At 62.0% G+C, this 17,739-nt stretch carries 16 protein-coding genes; 8 read left to right on the plus strand and 8 right to left on the minus strand.

Annotated elements, in window-relative coordinates; all coding sequences use genetic code 11:
- Positions 1-29 precede the first annotated feature (29 nt).
- The 5 genes from ACK59Z_RS24890 to ACK59Z_RS24910 form a co-directional block, all read right to left on the minus strand.
- Positions 30-908, minus strand: a complete 879-nt coding sequence (locus tag ACK59Z_RS24890) for a DUF4123 domain-containing protein (protein WP_409293889.1) — start codon at positions 906-908, stop codon at positions 30-32.
- Positions 908-3,085 (minus strand): type VI secretion system Vgr family protein, encoded by a 2,178-nt coding sequence (locus ACK59Z_RS24895; protein ID WP_409293891.1) that lies wholly within the window; start codon positions 3,083-3,085, stop codon positions 908-910. Before ACK59Z_RS24895 ends, ACK59Z_RS24890 begins: the two co-directional genes overlap by 1 nt.
- Before the next feature lie 13 nt (positions 3,086-3,098).
- On the minus strand, positions 3,099-3,947 hold the full coding sequence (gene icmH, locus ACK59Z_RS24900; protein ID WP_108191911.1) for a type IVB secretion system protein IcmH/DotU: 849 nt from the start codon (positions 3,945-3,947) through the stop codon (positions 3,099-3,101).
- 218 nt (positions 3,948-4,165) lie between these two features.
- Positions 4,166-5,002, minus strand: coding sequence for a phosphatase PAP2 family protein (locus tag ACK59Z_RS24905; protein ID WP_108191912.1), 837 nt, complete (start codon positions 5,000-5,002; stop codon positions 4,166-4,168).
- A 2-nt stretch (positions 5,003-5,004) separates the two neighbouring features.
- Positions 5,005-5,694 carry a histidine phosphatase family protein gene (locus ACK59Z_RS24910; protein WP_108191913.1) on the minus strand — a complete coding sequence of 230 codons (690 nt, stop codon included), beginning with the start codon at positions 5,692-5,694 and terminating at the stop codon, positions 5,005-5,007.
- Between the two features lie 278 nt (positions 5,695-5,972).
- Between ACK59Z_RS24910 and ACK59Z_RS24915 the strand changes: the two genes are divergently transcribed.
- From ACK59Z_RS24915 to ACK59Z_RS24950, 8 genes are all read left to right on the plus strand, one after another.
- Positions 5,973-6,719 (plus strand): gluconate 2-dehydrogenase subunit 3 family protein, encoded by a 747-nt coding sequence (locus tag ACK59Z_RS24915; RefSeq protein ID WP_108191914.1) that lies wholly within the window; start codon positions 5,973-5,975, stop codon positions 6,717-6,719.
- A gap of 3 nt (positions 6,720-6,722) precedes the next feature.
- The gene (locus tag ACK59Z_RS24920) at positions 6,723-8,507 is read left to right on the plus strand and encodes a GMC family oxidoreductase (RefSeq protein WP_108191915.1); all 1,785 of its coding nucleotides are present in this window, start codon (positions 6,723-6,725) and stop codon (positions 8,505-8,507) included.
- A gap of 12 nt (positions 8,508-8,519) precedes the next feature.
- The gene (locus ACK59Z_RS24925; RefSeq protein WP_409293895.1) at positions 8,520-9,767 is read left to right on the plus strand and encodes a c-type cytochrome; all 1,248 of its coding nucleotides are present in this window, start codon (positions 8,520-8,522) and stop codon (positions 9,765-9,767) included.
- A gap of 266 nt (positions 9,768-10,033) precedes the next feature.
- On the plus strand, positions 10,034-11,053 hold the full coding sequence (gene ptxS, locus ACK59Z_RS24930; RefSeq protein WP_108191917.1) for a transcriptional regulator PtxS: 1,020 nt from the start codon (positions 10,034-10,036) through the stop codon (positions 11,051-11,053).
- A gap of 64 nt (positions 11,054-11,117) precedes the next feature.
- Positions 11,118-11,897 (plus strand): sugar phosphate isomerase/epimerase family protein, encoded by a 780-nt coding sequence (locus ACK59Z_RS24935; protein ID WP_409293898.1) that lies wholly within the window; start codon positions 11,118-11,120, stop codon positions 11,895-11,897.
- Positions 11,890-12,840, plus strand: coding sequence for a sugar kinase (locus tag ACK59Z_RS24940; RefSeq protein WP_409293900.1), 951 nt, complete (start codon positions 11,890-11,892; stop codon positions 12,838-12,840). The genes ACK59Z_RS24935 and ACK59Z_RS24940 overlap by 8 nt, the downstream gene beginning before the upstream one ends.
- 55 nt (positions 12,841-12,895) lie before the next feature.
- Positions 12,896-14,188, plus strand: a complete 1,293-nt coding sequence (locus tag ACK59Z_RS24945; RefSeq protein ID WP_014861724.1) for an MFS transporter — start codon at positions 12,896-12,898, stop codon at positions 14,186-14,188.
- Positions 14,189-14,198: 10 nt separating this feature from the next.
- On the plus strand, positions 14,199-15,161 hold the full coding sequence (locus ACK59Z_RS24950) for a D-glycerate dehydrogenase (RefSeq protein WP_108078030.1): 963 nt from the start codon (positions 14,199-14,201) through the stop codon (positions 15,159-15,161).
- Between the two features lie 42 nt (positions 15,162-15,203).
- Here the strand turns inward: ACK59Z_RS24950 and ACK59Z_RS24955 are convergent, their stop codons facing one another.
- The 3 genes from ACK59Z_RS24955 to bamA form a co-directional block, all read right to left on the minus strand.
- The gene (locus ACK59Z_RS24955; RefSeq protein WP_004574120.1) at positions 15,204-16,169 is read right to left on the minus strand and encodes an endonuclease; all 966 of its coding nucleotides are present in this window, start codon (positions 16,167-16,169) and stop codon (positions 15,204-15,206) included.
- A 14-nt stretch (positions 16,170-16,183) separates the two neighbouring features.
- Positions 16,184-16,567 carry a hypothetical protein gene (locus ACK59Z_RS24960; protein WP_108191920.1) on the minus strand — a complete coding sequence of 128 codons (384 nt, stop codon included), beginning with the start codon at positions 16,565-16,567 and terminating at the stop codon, positions 16,184-16,186.
- 130 nt (positions 16,568-16,697) lie between these two features.
- Positions 16,698-17,739: outer membrane protein assembly factor BamA (gene bamA, locus ACK59Z_RS24965; protein WP_409293903.1), on the minus strand; the 1,042-nt coding region annotated here is incomplete at its 5' end.

The raw sequence follows: 17,739 nt of genomic DNA on the forward strand, positions 1-17,739 counted from the left end.
GCTGAGTGAGTCCATGGTTGTGTTGTGCCTCAGTCCTTGGTGCGCAGGCAGCGCTGCACGTTGTCCATCAGGGATGTCTGCTGCTCGCGCGTGGCGGCAATCGCCTCCTGCCAGGCTGGCGAGCTACTGAGCTGTTCGCCACCGCGAGCCAGCATCAGCACATAGCTGATAAGGTCTTCTTCACGCCCCAGGCCTTGCGCGCGCGCCTGATCCAGATAGTGCTGAATCAAGCCAACCCGTGTGCCGTGGCAGGCAGCGTGCAAGGTCGGGCAGGACCGCTCGTTCTTGAGCAACTCGGCAAGTTGATAGCTCAGCGGGTCACCCGCCAGTTCGGCCCAACACGCTTCGCTCAACGTGATTGGCGGGCAGTGCGTGGAGTGAGGCTGATCACCCCCGGATATCTGCATCCACAACCGCTTGCTCGGGTGTGCCACGGGTGCCCACCAGTGATGGATGGGGGCCAGCCATTCGCTTACCCCAGGCAGCTCACGGTGCCTATCCAGCACTAGCAGAGCCGCGGCGGTGTGGAAGCGCAACAGGTACGAGTGGCCGTCCGTGCCCGTGACGATGTTGGCGTGGCTCAAGTGTCCGGCGAGCCGGGCAGCGGGAAGCGCGCTGACTATCCAGCCGCACACGGCGCCAGCAGCACCTTGTTCAAGTTGCCACTGGAAGTCGTACTGGGCCGAGACATCGGAACCGAGGCGCGAACCGAACAACCAAGGGCCTGCTGTCCGCAGGTTGCTGAACTGGGCTTGCTGTAGCAGTGGCCAGCAGCGGCCGGTGTAGTGCCCGGTCAGTTGTTCCTGCACCTCGGGTGTCAAGTTGGCCATTTCCACGATGGCGTTGAGGCGATAGTGATCGGATGCCCGCAGCACATCGACCATTGCTCTGACAAATGGGCTGGGCATCAGCTTGCTCCTTCCATGCGAATGATGGTGTGGCCGTCGGCGATCGCTTTGAGCAGGCAGCTGAGGCAAATGGGTTCGCCCGGCGCTGGTACGCCAGACGTTGAAGTGACGCGATTGCTACCCGTAGCCTGCTGGCTGACAGGCCCTTTGAAGGCCAGCGCCAGGCCGTCCAGCGTGATACCGGCGCCGTCGACCCTCAGAAGCCCCGCGGGGCTGCGGATCGTCAGGCTTTCGCTGACCTGGATGTCATAAACCTTGGTGGTGTGCCGGATGGCTTCGCCCGTTTGCAACGTGCTGTGACCGGCAACGACCTGTTCGCGGTGGCCGCCGATTTCTACCGTGTGGTTTGCCTTGGTGATGTCCTGCCGGTGGTTCCCTACCTGTTCGATTCGATCCTTGCCTGTGGTGATCCTGTGGTTGCGGCCGATGCTCAGGCTGTCGTCGTTGCCGATTTCGTGTACTCGGTTCTGGCCGATGCCAACAGATTCGTCACGGGCGATGTCTTCGCGACGGTCCTGACCGATCGAAATCGTCTCGTCTCGTTCGACGCGTTCGGTACGATCGTTACCCACGCGTGTGGTTTCGTCGTGCTTGACGATGTTGTTCTGGTCCCGCTCGGCATGAATGAACACCTCCTGCCGACCCAGTTCATCCTCGAAGCGCAGCTCGTTGAAGCCTTCGCCTTTATGGGTTTGGCTCTTGATGGTCATGCGCGTCTTGTGCTCGGGCAGGTCATAGGGCGGCAACTGGTTACCGCAATAGGTGCGCCCGGTGATCATCGGCTGGTCCGGGTCGGCGTTGACGTACTGGATGATCACATCCTGGCCGATGCGCGGGATGGCCATCGAACCCCAGCTGCCCCCCGCCCAACCTTGCGACACGCGCACCCAGCAGGAGCTGAATTCGTTGTTTTCGCTTTCCCGGTCCCAAGGAAAGCTCACTTTCACGCGGCCCCATTGGTCGCAATAGATTTCCTCGCCCTTGGGCCCGACCACCGTCGCCATGTGCGGGCCGTCGATGCGTGGCTTGGGCAGGGGGGCAGGGCGCCATTCGGTCCTGCCGGGAACCAGCAATGCTTCCTGTTTGTAGCGGGTGCCTTGCTGCGAGCCGGCGGCCTCTTCCTGCAGGCTGGTGAACTGGGTGCCTTCGTGATGCACGCTGACCGTGCGCCAGTGCACGTTGAGGTCTTCACGCGGGTGCTCGATGAGGGTGAAGCTCAGCCCCGGTTGCAGGCGCACATCGTCGCCTTCCACTTCGGCAATGCGCGCATCATGGCGCAGGGCTGTGAGGCGGGTGGCAGTGAACGGAACCCCGACCGCATCACGCTTGTATCGGCCGGGGTAGTCGAAGCGCTCATAGTTCAGCGATTGATGGGTGTTGCTATTGTCGTACGCCTGGTGTTCCTGACGGTATTGTGGGTGAGTGAAGGTGTAGTCCCGTTGCACCTGCCGCGCTGTTCGAACCTGTTCGCTGTAACGCAAGCGCCGCAGGCAAGGCCTGGCCTGATCGCCGCCTCCAACGGATCGGTACAGCACCTGATCAGGGCCCACGTCGTCATTGTGAAACCCTTCATCCTCATCATCGGTCTTGATGGCCCCCCGGCTGATCTGGCCCAGCGCCAGCAGCCGGTCAGTGATGATTAGCAAGTGCTGTTTCGGCGTGTGTTCGAAGCGGTAGACAATGCCTTCCTCGGCGGCCAGGCGGGCCATGAAGTCGAGGTCTGTTTCACCGGCCTGCACGCAAAACTCGCGCACCTGATGCGGGTCGAGACACTTGAGCTCGTAGGCATTCACGCCCTGGCGCTTGAGCATGATCTCGAGAATCTGCGGCACGGTTTTCTGCTGGAAGATGCGCCAGTTCGAGCGCAGCCCGGCGCGGGCCAGCACGGGCTCGACCAGTGCCCGGTAACGGGTGCGATGGAAGCCTGTTTCTCCCTGGCTGAAGGTGCTGACCAGGCCGTGCACGTAGCGCAACGGGCGCTCACTCTGCCAGAGGGTGAACAGCACCGGTTTGTCGAGGAGCTGGCCGAAGTCGACATCGTCTTCGAAGCTGATCAGCTCCAGCTGCAGCCGGAACGGTGAGCTGATGGCTTCGTTCAGTTCGAACGACACCACCTCAAACTCGCTTCGGCCAACCAGCGGCTGGAAAGTGAAGCGCAAATCGGATTGGCTGGGCATGTGGCGTCCCCCGTTACTGCTGCAGAATGGCGTTGAGCGATTCGACGACTTCGGCGGTTAGCAGGTCGAGGCGGTAGCTGTAGTAGCTGTAGGCGCAGACCATGGCGATGACCGAGATGACCAGCGGGGTCCACCAGGGCCACTGCCAGCGGCGCATACGGTGGGGGCAATGGACGACGTTGCTATAGGGGTCGCTCACTGTTTCCGGCGTGGGGCCACGCAGTTGGCGAATGACCTTGTGCATCCGGCTGATCAGCGCGCTGAGGATTTCATCGCCCTTGGGGTCAAGGGCGTATTTGCCTTGCAGGCCCAGGCAAAAGCAGAAGTACAGGAACTCCAGCACATCCTGGAATTCCTTTGGCGATTGCATGATGCGCTCGAGCAGCACGAAGATCTTTTCGCCGCCCTGGGTTTCGTCGTGGAAGATGCTCAGCAGCGGTTCGTGGCTCCAGCACGAGTTCTGGCCCCAGGGGCGGGTCATCACGGCCTCGTCCAAGTGCAGGCACAGGGCGTAGGAATAGACTTCCTGATGGACCGCGCAATAGCCGTGCTGTCGCATTTCTTCGCGAATAGTACTGACCTGTGTTTGCACGGTCTTGTGCACGAACTGGATGTTGGGCAGGTCATCCAGCGTGCGCAGGCGAATGACCAGGCCGAACAGCTGGCTTGCCGCGTCGAGCATGAGGTTGTCGTAGCCGCCGCGTAGCTGAAAGTCTGGATCGGCCGGGTAGCCGGGTAGATCGGTTGCGTATTCAGGACCCGCGCCGTCAGGAGGCGGTGGGGTTTCGTTTATGTCTTCGAGCAGGATTGGCTTTTGGGGGGGGGGCACTGGTTTGCCAGTGCGGTCGGACTCTTTGGGCATCCTTGATCCTCGTCTCTTGGCAGCTCAAACACTCGCGGTGGCCCCCTCGCGTCCATGCGGTCGGGCATTAGCAGTTGCGAAAGCCTGAAGAGTAACTAGGAATCAATTTTTGTGGGAGATTGAAACTTCCTAAAGCATTGTAGGAAGTTTCTTTGGAAGTTGTTGTCTAATTATTTCTGTCAAGAAATGAGTGATTTTTTATATAGGGCTGATTTTTCTCATGACTGTTCTGACCACGTCTGCAAGTGCTGCGGCGCAGCACCAGATAGGACTGGGCTAAGTTCAGCCGCCTGCAGCGCGATGCGTCCATAGAAGAGCAATGCTGTTGCCCAGGTTGTAAGCCAGACAAAGATCCCGGCCCAGAACGTATGAGACATATAGTGCCAGCCCTGTAATACTCGGGTAGTGCCGTACACGAACCCGATCAGCAGAATCGCCACCAACAACTTGCGAGCATGTGCCCACCGATGGCGCAGGGCCACGAAATACAGCGCCAACAGCGTAAACCCGCTGGATGCATGGCCACCCGGCCAGCAACGGCCATCGCCGGGCTTGCTCCATAAAGAGAAGTTTTCGAACCATTCGACCCGGGGCTGCGAACCGCCATACAGCGTGGTTTCCACAGGGCAATACACGCTTGTATGGCTTTTCAGGTAGTGAATCACGGTGGTGCTCAGCGCGAACGCTACCACCACGAACAACAGGTCGCGTCGGTGTTGGGTGGTAAAGCGCAGCACCGGTGCAATACGGACCTTTTCCAGCGCCCGGGCAAGGGCCAGTTGGGGGCGGTTGGCCAAGCGCGGCCAGATGAACGACAGCAAGCTGCCTATGACGGCCAGTTCACCGGTCCAGTCCGGCAGGATGCGTGGCCATTTGTGAGTGACTTTCTCGAATAACGGGTTGTGCAGCAGCGGGAACTGGCCAGTGGCCGGGTCAAGCAGCAGGTTGCTGATCCAGCGATCGAAGTCTGTGAGGTCGAAGGCCATGAACACAATGGCGGCCAGCAATAGCGGCAGCAGCAGGTTGTTGCGGTAGAAGGTGGCGCGGGAGGGCATGTTCAGAGTTCCTTGGCATCAATGAGAGTGTGCCATTCACTGGCCGCGATTTGGCCCAGCACCTTCGTCTTGCCATCGTTGCCACGCGTGATGAACAGGGCGCTGGCATAGCTGTTCGCTGTTGCGCTAGAAGGCGCTTTGAGTGCCTGCTCCAGTTGTTCCATGCAGCCGCTGTGGCTGACCAGCACGAGGTTGTGGCCTTTTCGCTTGAGGGCAAAGGCATTTTCGGCAAAGTGGCCGTCACACTGATTAAGCCAGTCTTGTGTGGCAATGGTTTTACCGAACATGGCTTGTGCGGTCTGCCGGGTTCGCACCTCTGGGCTGGTCCAGACATCAACTGCGCCCAGGCCAAGGTGTTGCAACCCGAGGCCTACATCGGTGGCCGCCTGCCTGCCCGCGACGGTGATGCCGCTGGGGTCATTCAGGCACGCATCACTGGAGCGGTCGCAGCGTTCGGCATGGCGCAATACGACAATCACCGAGCCTTTCGCCCAATCGGTATAAAGCCCACTGTGCTGCAGGTGATGGGGATTGCCCAGGTTGGGGATGGCCGCGCGCTGCTGAGCCCAGGCTGCCGCTACGTCGAGCAAGAGCAGCAGGCACAACACCATCCATTGCGCTGTGCCCCAAGGCCATCGGTATTTTGGCCCAAGCCGTGAAGCGGGGGAGTCGTCGATCACGTCGTGCAGCATGTTTGCCACTCCAGTCAGTCTGCTCCATGCAAGAGCGTCGGCACTGTAGGCAGTGGAATGTCGGCAGAGGGTGAGGCGGGTGTGAAAAAAGCCTTGCGCTGATGAGCGTGCGGTGGAGGTCAAGCCGGGTGAGAGGGTAAAAATGAAACCGGTTTCAAAACATGTCTGAACGCGCTAGATTATTCGGCTGTCTTCTTGATGGCCTATCAAGATCACCTCTTTATTGAAAATCAGATGGCGCTTATCAAGGCCACCCCCACAGCCGATGAGGATTCGCAATGCCTGAGCATGCCCCAGACAACCCGCGCAGGGATTTTCTGCGCAAGACCTTGACCCTGATCCCTGTCGTTACAGTGGCCAGTACAGGGCTTGGCGTGGGCGCCAGCCAGCTGCTTGCGGCCCCGCAACCGCATCAGCAACCGAAAGTGCCGGCCACGCCGCCTGCGGGCAATTATCAACCGACATTCTTCAGCGCCGAAGAATGGGCTTTTGTACAAGCCGCCGTGTCGCGCATCATCCCGGCCGATGAGCTTGGCCCAGGGGCACTGGAAGCTGGCGCCGCCGAATTTATCGACCGGCAAATGAACACCCCCTACGCGACTGGCGCACAGTGGTACATGCACGGGCCCTTCAACGCCGACGCCCCGCCCGAGCTGGGCTACCAGCTGCAGCTCAGCCCGCAACAAATCTACCGCCTGGGCATCGCTGCCGTGGACGGCTGGTGCAAGGCCAATGGCGGACAGGTTTTTGCTGCGCAAGATAGCGCTACCCGGGACCGCATTCTCAGCAAGTTGGAGGCAGGAGAGCTGGTTTTCGAAACCGTTCCGGCCAAGGTGTTCTTCAGCCTGCTGGTGCAAAACACGCGCGAAGGGTTCTTCTGCGACCCGATTCATGGCGGCAACAAAGGCATGGTCGGCTGGACCCAGATCGGCTTCCCCGGCGCCCGCGCCGACTTCATGGACTGGGTCGAGCGCAATGAGCCTTACCCGTTCCCGGCTGTATCGATCCGTGGTGAGAGGGCCTGAGGCATGGCGACTGTGTTGAACAAAGTGGATGCGGTGGTCGTCGGCTTCGGCTGGGCCGGTGCGATCATGGCCAAAGAGCTGACCGAGGCCGGGCTGCACGTGGTAGCCCTGGAGCGGGGGCCGATGCAGGATACCTACCCCGAAGGCAGCTACCCGCAGGTGATCGATGAGCTGACCTACAGCGTGCGCAAGAAGCTGTTCGTCGATGTATCGAAAGAAACCGTCACTGTCCGCCATAGCGTGAATGATGTGGCATTGCCCAATCGCCAGCTGGGCGCATTCCTGCCGGGCAAGGGTGTGGGGGGCGCGGGCCTGCACTGGTCGGGTGTGCACTTCCGGGTCGACCCCGTCGAGTTGCGCCTGCGCAGCCACTATGAAGAGCGCTACGGGCGCACGTTCATTCCCGAAGGCATGACTATCCAGGACTTCGGTGTCAGTTACGAAGAGCTGGAGCCCTATTTTGACTTTGCCGAAAAGGTCTTTGGCACTTCGGGCCAGGCCTGGACCGTCAAAGGCCAGGTGGTCGGTGAAGGGAAGGGCGGCAACCCCTATGCGCCGGACCGTTCCAACCCGTTCCCGCTGCCCGCGCAGAAGAACGTTGTATCGGCAAGGCTGTTCGAAAAGGCGGCCACCCGCCTGGGCTACAAACCCTACAACCTGCCGTCGGCCAACACCTCCGGGCCATACACCAACCCCTACGGGGCGCAGATGGGGCCGTGCAACTTCTGCGGTTTCTGCAGCGGCTACGTGTGTTACATGTACTCCAAGGCCTCGCCCAACGTGAACATCCTGCCGGCGCTGCGCCAGGTGCCCAACTTCGAGTTGCGGCCCAATGCCCATGTGCTGCGGGTGAACCTGGACGACCGCAAGCGCAAGGCCACCGGCGTGACCTACATCGATGCCCAGGGGCGCGAGGTGGAGCAGCCGGCAGAGCTGGTGATTCTGGCGGCTTTCCAGTTCAACAACGTGCGTCTGATGCTGCTTTCCGGCATTGGCAAACCTTACGATCCGGTAAAGAACGAAGGTGTGGTCGGGCGTAACTTCGCCTATCAGAACATGGGGACAGTCAAGGCGTTCTTCGACAAGGACACCTACACCAACAACTTCATCGGCGCGGGTGGCAATGGCATTGCCATCGACGATTTCAACGCCGACAACTTCGACCATGGCCCGCACGGCTTCGTCGGCGGTTCGCCAATGTGGGTGAACCAGGCCGGTAGCCGGCCGATTGCCGGTACCTCCAACCCGCCGGGGACGCCGGCCTGGGGCAGTGCCTGGAAGAAAGCCACGGCCGACTACTACACCCACCAGGTGTCGATGGACGCGCACGGCGCCCATCAGTCCTACCGTGGCAATTACCTGGACCTGGACCCCACCTACCGCGATGCCTACGGTCAGCCGCTGCTGCGCATGACGTTCGACTGGCAGGAAAACGACATCAAGATGAACCAGTTCATGGTCGACAAGCTGAGCAACATCGCCCAGGCGATGAACCCTAAGGCCATTGCCGTGCTGGGCAAGCAGGTCAAGGACCACTTCAACACCGCCAGTTACCAGACCACCCACCTGAACGGCGGGGCGATCATGGGCACCGACCCCAAGACCAGTGCACTGAACCGCTACCTGCAAAGCTGGGACGTACACAACGTGTTCGTTCCGGGCGCTTCGGCGTTCCCGCAGGGGCTGGGTTACAACCCGACCGGGCTGGTGGCTGCGCTCACCTACTGGTCGGCCCGCGCCATCCGTGAGCAGTACCTGAAAAACCCCGGTCCGTTGGTCCAGGCTTGAGGAGCGATGAGCATGAAAACACTGTTGATCGCCACCCTGGTGCTGGGTGCCGGCGCGGCTGCACAGGCCGTAGCGAATGACGATGCGCAGGTACGCCTGGGCGAGTACCTGGCCCGCGCCGGTGACTGCGTGGCCTGCCATACCGCCAAAGACGGCAAGCCCTTTGCCGGTGGGTTGCCGATGGAAACGCCGATTGGCACGGTGTACTCCACCAACATCACCCCGGCGGCCAGTGGCATTGGCCAGTACAGCTTCGAAGACTTCGACCAGGCCGTGCGCAGGGGTATTGGCAAAGATGGCAGTACGCTCTATCCGGCCATGCCATACCCGTCGTATGCGCGGGTCAGCGAGCAGGACATGCAGGCGCTGTACGCCTATTTCATGAAGGGCGTGGAGCCTGTCGAGCAGGCGAACAAGGCCTCTGACATTCCCTGGCCGCTGAGCATGCGCTGGCCACTGGCAATCTGGCGCGGCCTGTTCGCACCAGAGGCCAAGCCCTGGCAGGCATCGGCGACAGCTGACCCTGTGGTGAACCGCGGTGCGTACCTGGTCGAGGGTCTTGGGCATTGTGGCGCTTGTCATACGCCGCGGGCGCTGACCATGCAGGAAAAGGCCCTGAGCGCGGCCGATGGCGAGCAGTTTCTGGCCGGCAGCGCGCCGCTGGAAGGCTGGATTGCCAAGAACCTGCGTGGCGATCACAAAGATGGCCTGGGCAGCTGGAGCGAAGCGCAGTTGGTGCAGTTTCTCAAGACTGGGCGCAGTGATCGCAGCGCCGTGTTCGGCGGCATGAGCGATGTGGTCGAGCACAGCATGCAGCACATGAGTGATGCCGACCTGACCGCTATCGCCCGCTACCTGAAAACCCTGCCGCCGAGTAATCCAGATGACCAGCCGCATGTGTACGACAAGCAGGTCGCGGATGCGCTATGGAAGGGTGACGACAGCAAGCCTGGGGCGGCGGTGTACATCGACAACTGCGCGGCCTGCCACCGCACCGACGGGCAGGGCTACACCCGCGTGTTCCCGGCCTTGGCCGGCAACCCGGTGGTACAGACTGCGGATGCCACGTCGCTGATCCATGTGGTGCTCGCCGGTGGCACGGTACCGGCAACGCACGCTGCGCCGTCGAACTTCACCATGCCGGCTTTCGGCTGGCGCCTGAGCGACCAGGAGGTTGCCGAGGTGGTGAATTTCATTCGCAGCAGCTGGGGGAACCAGGGCAGTGCCGTCACGGCCGGTGATGTGAAGTCGCTTCGCTGACGTGTATTTCTGCACCCTCGCCCGTAGGAGCGGGTTTACCCGCGAACACGGGCGAAGCCCGTGCCATCCCCTAACGTAATCAGATTCCAGGGTAAGCTCTGTCCCACAGATATAAATTCATAACTATCAATAACCTATGAAATATTCTTAATGCGATTTAACATCTCCCGTCTTCGTGCCCGACCAACGGCCTGTTGACGAACCCGCGCATTTTTGCTGTATTGAAACCGGTTTCATCACTATTAAAACAATCATAAGGAAAACCCATGACCGACGCGCCTGCCCATACCCGCGAACGGGTCACCATCAGCGAAGTGGCGCGTGTTGCTGGCGTTTCCAAAGCCACCGTCTCCCGTTACATCGGTGGCGACCGCCAATTGCTGGCCGAAGCCACGGCCAAGCGGCTGGAGGAGGTCATCGAACGCCTCGGCTATCGCCCCAACCAGATGGCTCGCGGCCTCAAGCGCGGCCAGACGCGACTGATCGGCATGCTGGTGGCCGATATCCTCAACCCCTATTCAGTGGCCGTGATGCACGGCGTAGAAACCGCCTGCCGTCAGCATGGTTACAGCCTGGTGGTGTGCAACACCAACCGCGACGACGAGCAGGAGCGTCACCACCTGGTGGCCCTGCAGAGCTACAACGTTGAAGGGCTGATCGTGAACACGCTCGGTCACCACCCCGGCGAGCTGCTCAACCTGCAGCGCGACATCCCCATGGTGCTGGTCGACCGCCAATTGCCCGAGCTGAATGTGGACCTTGTCGGCCTGGACAATGCTGACGCAGTCGAGCAGGCCCTTGACCACCTGCAAGCCCAGGGCTACCGCGACATCCTGGCGGTCAGCGAACCCCTCGATGGCACCAGTTCACGCCTGGAGCGGGTGCAGGCATTCGGCGCGTCGATCCGCCGCCGGCCAGGCATGCGTCAGCAGGTACTGGAAATCGGCGCCGGGCTGCAGGGCCAACTGGCTTCGTTTCTTGCCCACAGTGGTCATGGTCCGCAAGCCATCTTCACCTTCAACGGCGTTGCCACCTTGGCGGTGACCCGGGCGCTGCTCGAGGCCGGGCGCAACCTGGTTGCCGATGTCGGGCTGATCGCCCTCGACGACCTCGACTGGTACCCCTTGGTCGGCAAAGGCATCACCGCACTGGCCCAGCCCACCGAGCGTATCGGCGTGGCGGCCTTCGAAAGCCTGCTCGGTCGCTTGCGCGGCGATAGCGGCGCAGCCCGGCGCATCGACTTCAAGGCCAACCTGATCATCCGCGGTTCAACCCAACCCCAGTAAGAGAACGGCAGGCTTGTGCGTGCTGTTGATCAAAAATGAAACCGGTTTCATAAGGACAAGAACAATGCAAGCGAACCCCGTTTCCATCAGTCTCTCCAGCTACGGTGCCGACTTTGTGCGCCAACGTGGCCAGGAGCAGTTTCTGGACCTGTTGGCAGCCGCTGGCGTCAGTCGCGTCGAATTGCGCGAAGAATTGTTCGCCAGCGCACCGGACGCAGCTGCGCTGGGCAGGGTCATTGCCGCGCTGCGCCTGGAATGCCTGTACTCCACCCCCCTTGAACTGTGGACCGCGCAAGGCGTGCCCGACCCGCTGCTGGTGCAGAAGCTGGAAATTGCCCGGGCGCTTGGCGCGGTGGCGCTGAAGGTTTCCTTGGGGCACTTCGATGAGCACTGCGATGTGACGGCCCTGGCGTCGCTGCTGCCTGCGCAGGGGCCTCTGTTGCTGGTGGAAAACGATCAGACCGCACAAGGTGGCAGGATCGAACCGATGCTGCAGTTTTTCCAGCGTGTCGACCCGCTTGGGCTACGCCTGGGCATGACGTTCGATATCGGTAACTGGCAGTGGCAGGGCGAGCCTGCGCCGCAAGCTGCAAGGCAGCTAGGCCGTTGGGTGCGCTATGTGCATTGCAAGGCTGTGCAGCGCCGGGCCGATAGCCGTCTGGTGGCCATACCGCCCCAGGATGCGGACCTGCAGGAGTGGGCAGCGCTGATGGCCGAGTTCGCGCCGGGCGTGGTGCGCGCCGTCGAGTACCCCCTGGTGGGCGAAGACCTGCTGGCGCTGACCCGGGCCCAGGTGCGTCACCTTTCTGCACTGGGCGCGGCGCAGGAGCTGGACCATGCATGAACATGACGTGCTGTGTTTCGGCGAAACCATGGCCATGTTCGTCGCCGAACAAGCCGGTGACCTGGCCGGTGTCGGGCAGTTTGGCAAACGCATCGCTGGCGCCGACAGCAACGTGGCGATCGGCCTGGCGCGGCTGGGCTTCAAGGTGCGCTGGCTGAGCCGGGTTGGTGACGATTCGCTGGGCCGCTTCGTGCTCGACAGTTTGCGCTGCGAAGGCCTGGACTGTTCCGGTGTCGAGGTGGATGCCAACTACCCGACGGGCTTTCAGCTCAAGGCCCGCAGCGAGGATGGCAGCGACCCGGCAGTGGAGTACTTTCGCCGCGGTTCGGCGGCCAGCAGGCTGTCACCTGCGATAGTGAGCCCCGTTTGGCTGCAGGCTCGCCACGTGCACGCTACCGGTATTCCGCTGGCGCTGTCGGACAGCTCGCGGGCGCTGTCCCACGCGCTGCTGGACGCAATGCGCGCAGCCGGGCGCAGCATATCGTTCGACCCCAACCTGCGCCCCTCGCTGTGGCCCGATCAAAGCAGCATGGTGCGAGAAATCAATGCCCTGGCGGCCAAGGCCAACTGGGTTTTACCGGGGTTGGAGGAGGGGCGGTTGCTGACCGGTCAGCACACGCCGGCCGATATCGCCGCGTTCTACCTGGACCAAGGGGTGGAATTGGTGGTGATCAAGCTGGGCGACGCTGGCGCCTACTTCCGCAGCGCCAAGGGCGAAGGGCAGGTAGCCCCCGTGCCAGTCAGCCGCGTGGTGGACACTGTCGGTGCAGGTGATGCCTTTGCCGTCGGTGTGCTCAGCGCGCTACTGGAGGGCCGTCCGGTAGCCGAGGCGGTAGCGCGCGGCAACTGGTGCGGCAGCCGTGCCGTGCAGTCGCGGGGCGACATGGAAGGGCTGCCGCTGCGCCGTGAACTGGAGGCCTACGACCTGCGCAGAAGCGCATGAGCCGACCCCGAATCACCTGTTGCAACAAAAACAACAAGCTCAGGAGAAACAAACCATGCAAAGCCAAAGCCTGGCACCGCGCCGCTGGTGGTACATCATCCCGATCGTGTTCTTTACCTACAGCTTGGCCTACCTGGACCGCGCCAATTACGGCTTCGCCGCCGCCTCCGGTATGGCCGAAGACCTGCACATCACCCCCGTGCTTTCGTCATTGCTGGGGGCGTTGTTCTTCCTCGGCTACTTCTTCTTCCAGGTACCTGGGGCGATTTACGCCGAAAAGCGTAGTGTGAAGAAGCTGATCTTCGTCTGCCTGATTCTGTGGGGCGGCCTTGCCACGCTTACCGGCATGGTCAGCAACGTCTACATGCTGATCGGCATCCGCTTCCTGCTCGGGGTGGTGGAGGCTGCGGTCATGCCGGCCATGCTGGTGTACCTGTGCCATTGGTTCACCCGGGCCGAGCGTTCGCGCGCCAACACCTTCCTGATGCTGGGCAACCCGGTGACCATTCTGTGGATGTCGGTGGTGTCCGGTTACCTGATCAAGCATTACGACTGGCGCTGGATGTTCATCATCGAAGGCCTGCCCGCCGTGATCTGGGCGTTCTTCTGGTGGCGCCTGGTAGATGACCGCCCGGCCCAGGTGGCTTGGCTGAGCGAGCAGGAAAAGGCCGCTCTGGCGCAGGCGCTGGCTGCCGAGCAGCAGGGTATCAAGCCTGTAAAGAACTACCGCGAAGCGTTCCGCTCGCCACAAGTGATCATCCTGGCGCTGCAGTACTTCTGCTGGAGCATCGGCGTGTATGGCTTCGTGCTTTGGCTGCCGTCGATTCTCAAGCAGGCGGCGAACGTCGATATCGTGCAGGCCGGCTGGCTGGCCTCGGTGCCTTACCTGGCGGCAGTGCTGGCAATGGTGGGCGTGTCCTGGGCGTCCGACCGCCTGCAAAAGCGCAAGCGCTTCGTCTGGCCGCCGCTGCTGATTGCCGCGTTGGCGTTCTATGGTTCCTACGCCTTGGGCAGCGAGCATTTCTGGCTGTCGTATGCATTGCTGGTGGTTGCTGGCGCCTGCATGTACGCCCCTTATGGCCCATTCTTCGCGATTGTGCCCGAGATCCTGCCGGCCAACGTCGCAGGCGGCGCCATGGCGCTGATCAACAGCATGGGGGCGCTGGGCTCGTTTGGCGGTTCGTGGCTGGTGGGCTACCTCAATGGGGCTACGGGCGGGCCCGGCGCCTCTTATCTGTTCATGTGCGGTGCGCTGCTGACTGCAGTGGCGCTTACCGCTGCGCTCAATACTTCCCAGACCTCTGGCCGAGCAAAGCGCGATAGCTCGCGTCTGGCCATGAACCATTAGGAAATCTGCAATGAAGAAGCGAATCGTCCTGTATAAACGCCTGTCAGACGACTTGATGGCACGCCTGCAAGATCGCGTCGAGGTGACCTGGGTGGACACCACCCAGCCCGATGGCCTGGCCCGCCTGCGCGATGCGTTACCGGGGGCGCACGGGTTGCTGGGGGCCAGCCTGCGCCTGGATGCCAGCCTGCTCGACCTTGCCCCGCAACTGGAAGTGGTGTCGAGCGTTTCGGTGGGCGTGGACAACTACGACATTGCTGAACTCAGCAGGCGTGGTGTGATGCTCACCAACACGCCCGACGTGTTGACCGAAACCACGGCCGACACAGGCTTTGCCTTGATCCTGGCTACCGCCAGGCGGGTGGTGGAGCTGGCGAACTGGGTGCGTGACGGCCGCTGGCAGGCCAACCTGGGGCCGGCGCATTTTGGCAGTGATGTGCACGGCAAGACGCTAGGCATCGTTGGCATGGGCCGGATTGGCGAGGCCCTGGCCCGGCGCGCGGCCGCTGGCTTTGGCATGCGCGTGCTGTATCACAGCCAGCGTGCCAAGCCCGAGGTGGAAGCACGCTATGCCGCATGCCAGTGCAGCCTGGATGACTTGTTGCAGCAGGCAGATTTCGTTTGCCTGACGGTGCCGTTGAGCGCCAGCACCGAAGGCCTAATAGGCGCACGGGAACTTGCGTTGATGAAGCCTGAGGCAATCCTGGTGAACATCTCACGCGGGCGTGTGGTGGATGAGCAGGCGCTGATCGAAGCGCTGCGGGCCAGGCGCATCCGCGGTGCGGGGCTGGACGTGTTCGTGCACGAGCCACTGCCGACCGACTCGCCGCTGTTACAGCTGGATAACGTGGTAGCGACCCCACACATCGGCTCGGCGACCGAGGACACCCGCCAGGCCATGGCGCGTTGCGCGGTGGACAACCTGCTCAGCGCGCTGGCCGGTGAGCGGCCGGTAAACCTGGTCAACGGCTGACGCGCCCCGGTTCCCACAGGGGCCGCGCAGCCTTTGAAACGGTCAGCGGCAGTTGCCTGCCTTGCGATACCCCGCTGCCTGCGCTTCACCTTCGTTTGCGAAGGTAACCTGGTTCTTCGCTGCAACCTGGTTGTAGCCCGGGCAGCCGACTGACAGGTGATAGACGTGGCTGTTGCGGTTGCCAAGCACGGCGCCGACCGAACCGGCGCTGGCCAGGCTTGGTTTGGCCTCTGGCTTGGCCGCGTTTACCGGCACCGCCTCTACCACGCCGCTGCCAACCGGCTTGTAGCCGGCGGTCCACTTGCGTTCGCCGCTTACGAACGGGTTGGCATGGCCCATGATCGCGGCAATGCGCCGGTCGCGTTCTTTCTCCCAGGCCGACACCGGGTGTTGCTTGTCCCAGGCCATCAGCAGCTGTTGCTGTTGGCGCGACATGTTCAGCTTGTAGCGGTCGAACATATAGAACGTGGTGCGGGCCACCAGGCCTTTGACTTCGTCACGCGGTTCGGCGGTGCGCTGGACGAAATCGACCTTGGTGGTGCATTGGCCGTATTCGCCGGCATTGCCAGTGACCATGCCGTAGTTGAAGTTGCTGCGGTCACCGTTGACCTCACCCACGGCCGGGTAAAGGTTGAACAGGTCGGCCTCCATGGCGCGGAACACCGGGTCGTTGTCCACGCAGTGCTCACGGCCGCCGTTCTTCCAGCACTGGCGTTGGTTGCCGAAGGTGTGGGCGGGCACGATGTGTTCCCACTCGGTGCGTTCTGCACGGTTCTGCTGCTTGCGCGTCTGGTAACCACACGAGGCGGCATCGATGCGCCCGCCAGACTTGCCCACCCAGGTCCATTTGCAACCGCAGTACAGGTCGCCCATGGCACTGCTGGCCTGGTCCAGGTAGACCTTCTGCTTGGCCACCACCTTGGCTTCGGTGAAGGTGGCCGGCGGGTTGGCCAAGGCAGGGAGGGTAAAGGAAAATAATAAGGTTACGGCGTAAAGCAGTGATTTCATGGGGAAAACATATTTCAGGTTGGGCCGCGCATTGTAATGGTTTCCCCGGGGCTGACCAGCTCGCGGAGCCATACCAATGGTCGGCCAGGGTCATCGCTGCCCATACGGCTGAAGGTGGCTGAGTCGAGCATGTCCCGCACCTGGGTGCCCATGCGCAGCAGGTGCTCGACGAAACCGGCACCGACGTCACCGTAGTCCTCCAGGGAAACCCCGCTCTGGTTGTGCTGGATTGCGAGGTGGTAATGACTGACACCATCGCCGTTGCCGCTACCGCCCAGTACCACCGTGAAGCGTGGGCCAAGCAGGGTGGCCAGGCGTTCCTGCACCAGATCGAGCAGGGCGACGGGTATTTCATTTTCGCGCAGTGATGTAGGGAAACAGGGTGTGAACGGAGGCATGAGGGTGTCCTGCTGGGCGGGGTTCGAGTGCTGGCCAGCTTAGGCAAGGTGACTGTCAACTTGGGTAAAGCGGGGGTAAAAGCGGGTAATGCTCAACCCCCGTGCTGCGCGGTTCATTTCATGAGCAGCATCAGAAGGTCTGCCCCAACGAGAACTGGAACACCTGGGTTTCGGCGTTATCCGGCTTTTTCAATGGCGCCGCCAGGCTGAAACTCAGCGGCCCCATCGGGCTGTACCAGGTCACGCCAACCCCCAGCGACACAGCCATCTGCGCCAGGTCGACGCTGCCGCAGCCTTGGGTGGTGGACAGGTAGCAGGTGTCGGCATACACGTTGCCGGCATCGACGAACACCGAGCTGCGCAGTTGGCTCTGGTCCTTCACGAAGGGCAGCGGGAACAGGTACTCGGCACCGCCGGTAATCAGGATATTGCCCCCCAGCACATCGGTGTCGCGGTCGGAATAGTAAGCCTGCCCAGCGCTGGAATAGGCCCCGGTAGCCGGTGTACTGCGCGGGCCGAGGGTGCCGTCCTTGAACCCGCGTACCGAGCCCTGTCCACCGGCGTTGTAGCTTTCATAGAACGGCAAGCCGTCGGTGGAGCCATAGCCGTTGCCGTAGCCCAGGTTGGTGTGCAGGCGCAGCGTGGTGTTGCTGGTGACTGGCAGGAAAGCCTGGCCGTTGTAGTCGAGCTTGTAGAACGACAGGTCGCTGCCAGGGGTGGTAGCCATCAGCGTCAGGCTCTGCGAGTGGCCCCGGGTGGCCAGTACGCCTTTGTTGAGGGTGGACTCCGACCAACCGATCGACGCCTTGAGGTTGTTGAAGCTTTTGCCTTCGCGGGAGATGAAATCGTAGATCTCGTCAGCGCTGTAGGTGCCGGGCGAAATGTCGTCGTGCTGCAGGGTCAGGCCGTAGGTCAGGCGCGAGGTTTCGTTGATCGGGTAGCCGAAGCTGACCCCGGCGCCGTAGCTGTTGATTGCATAGTACGAAACCCCATCGTCGTAGTAATCGCTGTAGTCGGTGGTGTTGTAGAACAGGTTGTAGCCCAGGCTCACGCCGTCGGCGGTGAAGTAGGGGTCGACGAAGCCGAAGTTGTACTTGGTCTGGTATTCCGAACGGGTCAGGCCGATGGACACCTTGTTACCGGTACCGAGGAAGTTGCTCTGGCTGATCGAA

The sequence above is a fragment of the Pseudomonas sp. KCJK9058 genome (genome assembly GCF_046230975.1).
In the GTDB taxonomy this organism is placed as follows: domain Bacteria; phylum Pseudomonadota; class Gammaproteobacteria; order Pseudomonadales; family Pseudomonadaceae; genus Aquipseudomonas; species Aquipseudomonas alloputida.

Excerpts from the sequence above, each read along its gene's own strand:
- ACK59Z_RS24890 (WP_409293889.1), bottom strand. The coding sequence starts at position 908 with ATGCCCAGCCCATTTGTCAGAGCAATGGTCGATGTGCTGCGGGCATCC.
- ACK59Z_RS24895 (WP_409293891.1), bottom strand. The coding sequence starts at position 3,085 with ATGCCCAGCCAATCCGATTTGCGCTTCACTTTCCAGCCGCTGGTTGGC.
- icmH (WP_108191911.1), bottom strand. The coding sequence starts at position 3,947 with ATGCCCAAAGAGTCCGACCGCACTGGCAAACCAGTGCCCCCCCCCCAA.
- ACK59Z_RS24905 (WP_108191912.1), bottom strand. The coding sequence starts at position 5,002 with ATGCCCTCCCGCGCCACCTTCTACCGCAACAACCTGCTGCTGCCGCTA.
- ACK59Z_RS24910 (WP_108191913.1), bottom strand. The coding sequence starts at position 5,694 with ATGCTGCACGACGTGATCGACGACTCCCCCGCTTCACGGCTTGGGCCA.
- ACK59Z_RS24915 (WP_108191914.1), top strand. The coding sequence starts at position 5,973 with ATGCCTGAGCATGCCCCAGACAACCCGCGCAGGGATTTTCTGCGCAAG.
- ACK59Z_RS24920 (WP_108191915.1), top strand. The coding sequence starts at position 6,723 with ATGGCGACTGTGTTGAACAAAGTGGATGCGGTGGTCGTCGGCTTCGGC.
- ACK59Z_RS24925 (WP_409293895.1), top strand. The coding sequence starts at position 8,520 with ATGAAAACACTGTTGATCGCCACCCTGGTGCTGGGTGCCGGCGCGGCT.
- ptxS (WP_108191917.1), top strand. The coding sequence starts at position 10,034 with ATGACCGACGCGCCTGCCCATACCCGCGAACGGGTCACCATCAGCGAA.
- ACK59Z_RS24935 (WP_409293898.1), top strand. The coding sequence starts at position 11,118 with ATGCAAGCGAACCCCGTTTCCATCAGTCTCTCCAGCTACGGTGCCGAC.
- ACK59Z_RS24940 (WP_409293900.1), top strand. The coding sequence starts at position 11,890 with ATGCATGAACATGACGTGCTGTGTTTCGGCGAAACCATGGCCATGTTC.
- ACK59Z_RS24945 (WP_014861724.1), top strand. The coding sequence starts at position 12,896 with ATGCAAAGCCAAAGCCTGGCACCGCGCCGCTGGTGGTACATCATCCCG.
- ACK59Z_RS24950 (WP_108078030.1), top strand. The coding sequence starts at position 14,199 with ATGAAGAAGCGAATCGTCCTGTATAAACGCCTGTCAGACGACTTGATG.
- ACK59Z_RS24955 (WP_004574120.1), bottom strand. The coding sequence starts at position 16,169 with ATGAAATCACTGCTTTACGCCGTAACCTTATTATTTTCCTTTACCCTC.
- ACK59Z_RS24960 (WP_108191920.1), bottom strand. The coding sequence starts at position 16,567 with ATGCCTCCGTTCACACCCTGTTTCCCTACATCACTGCGCGAAAATGAA.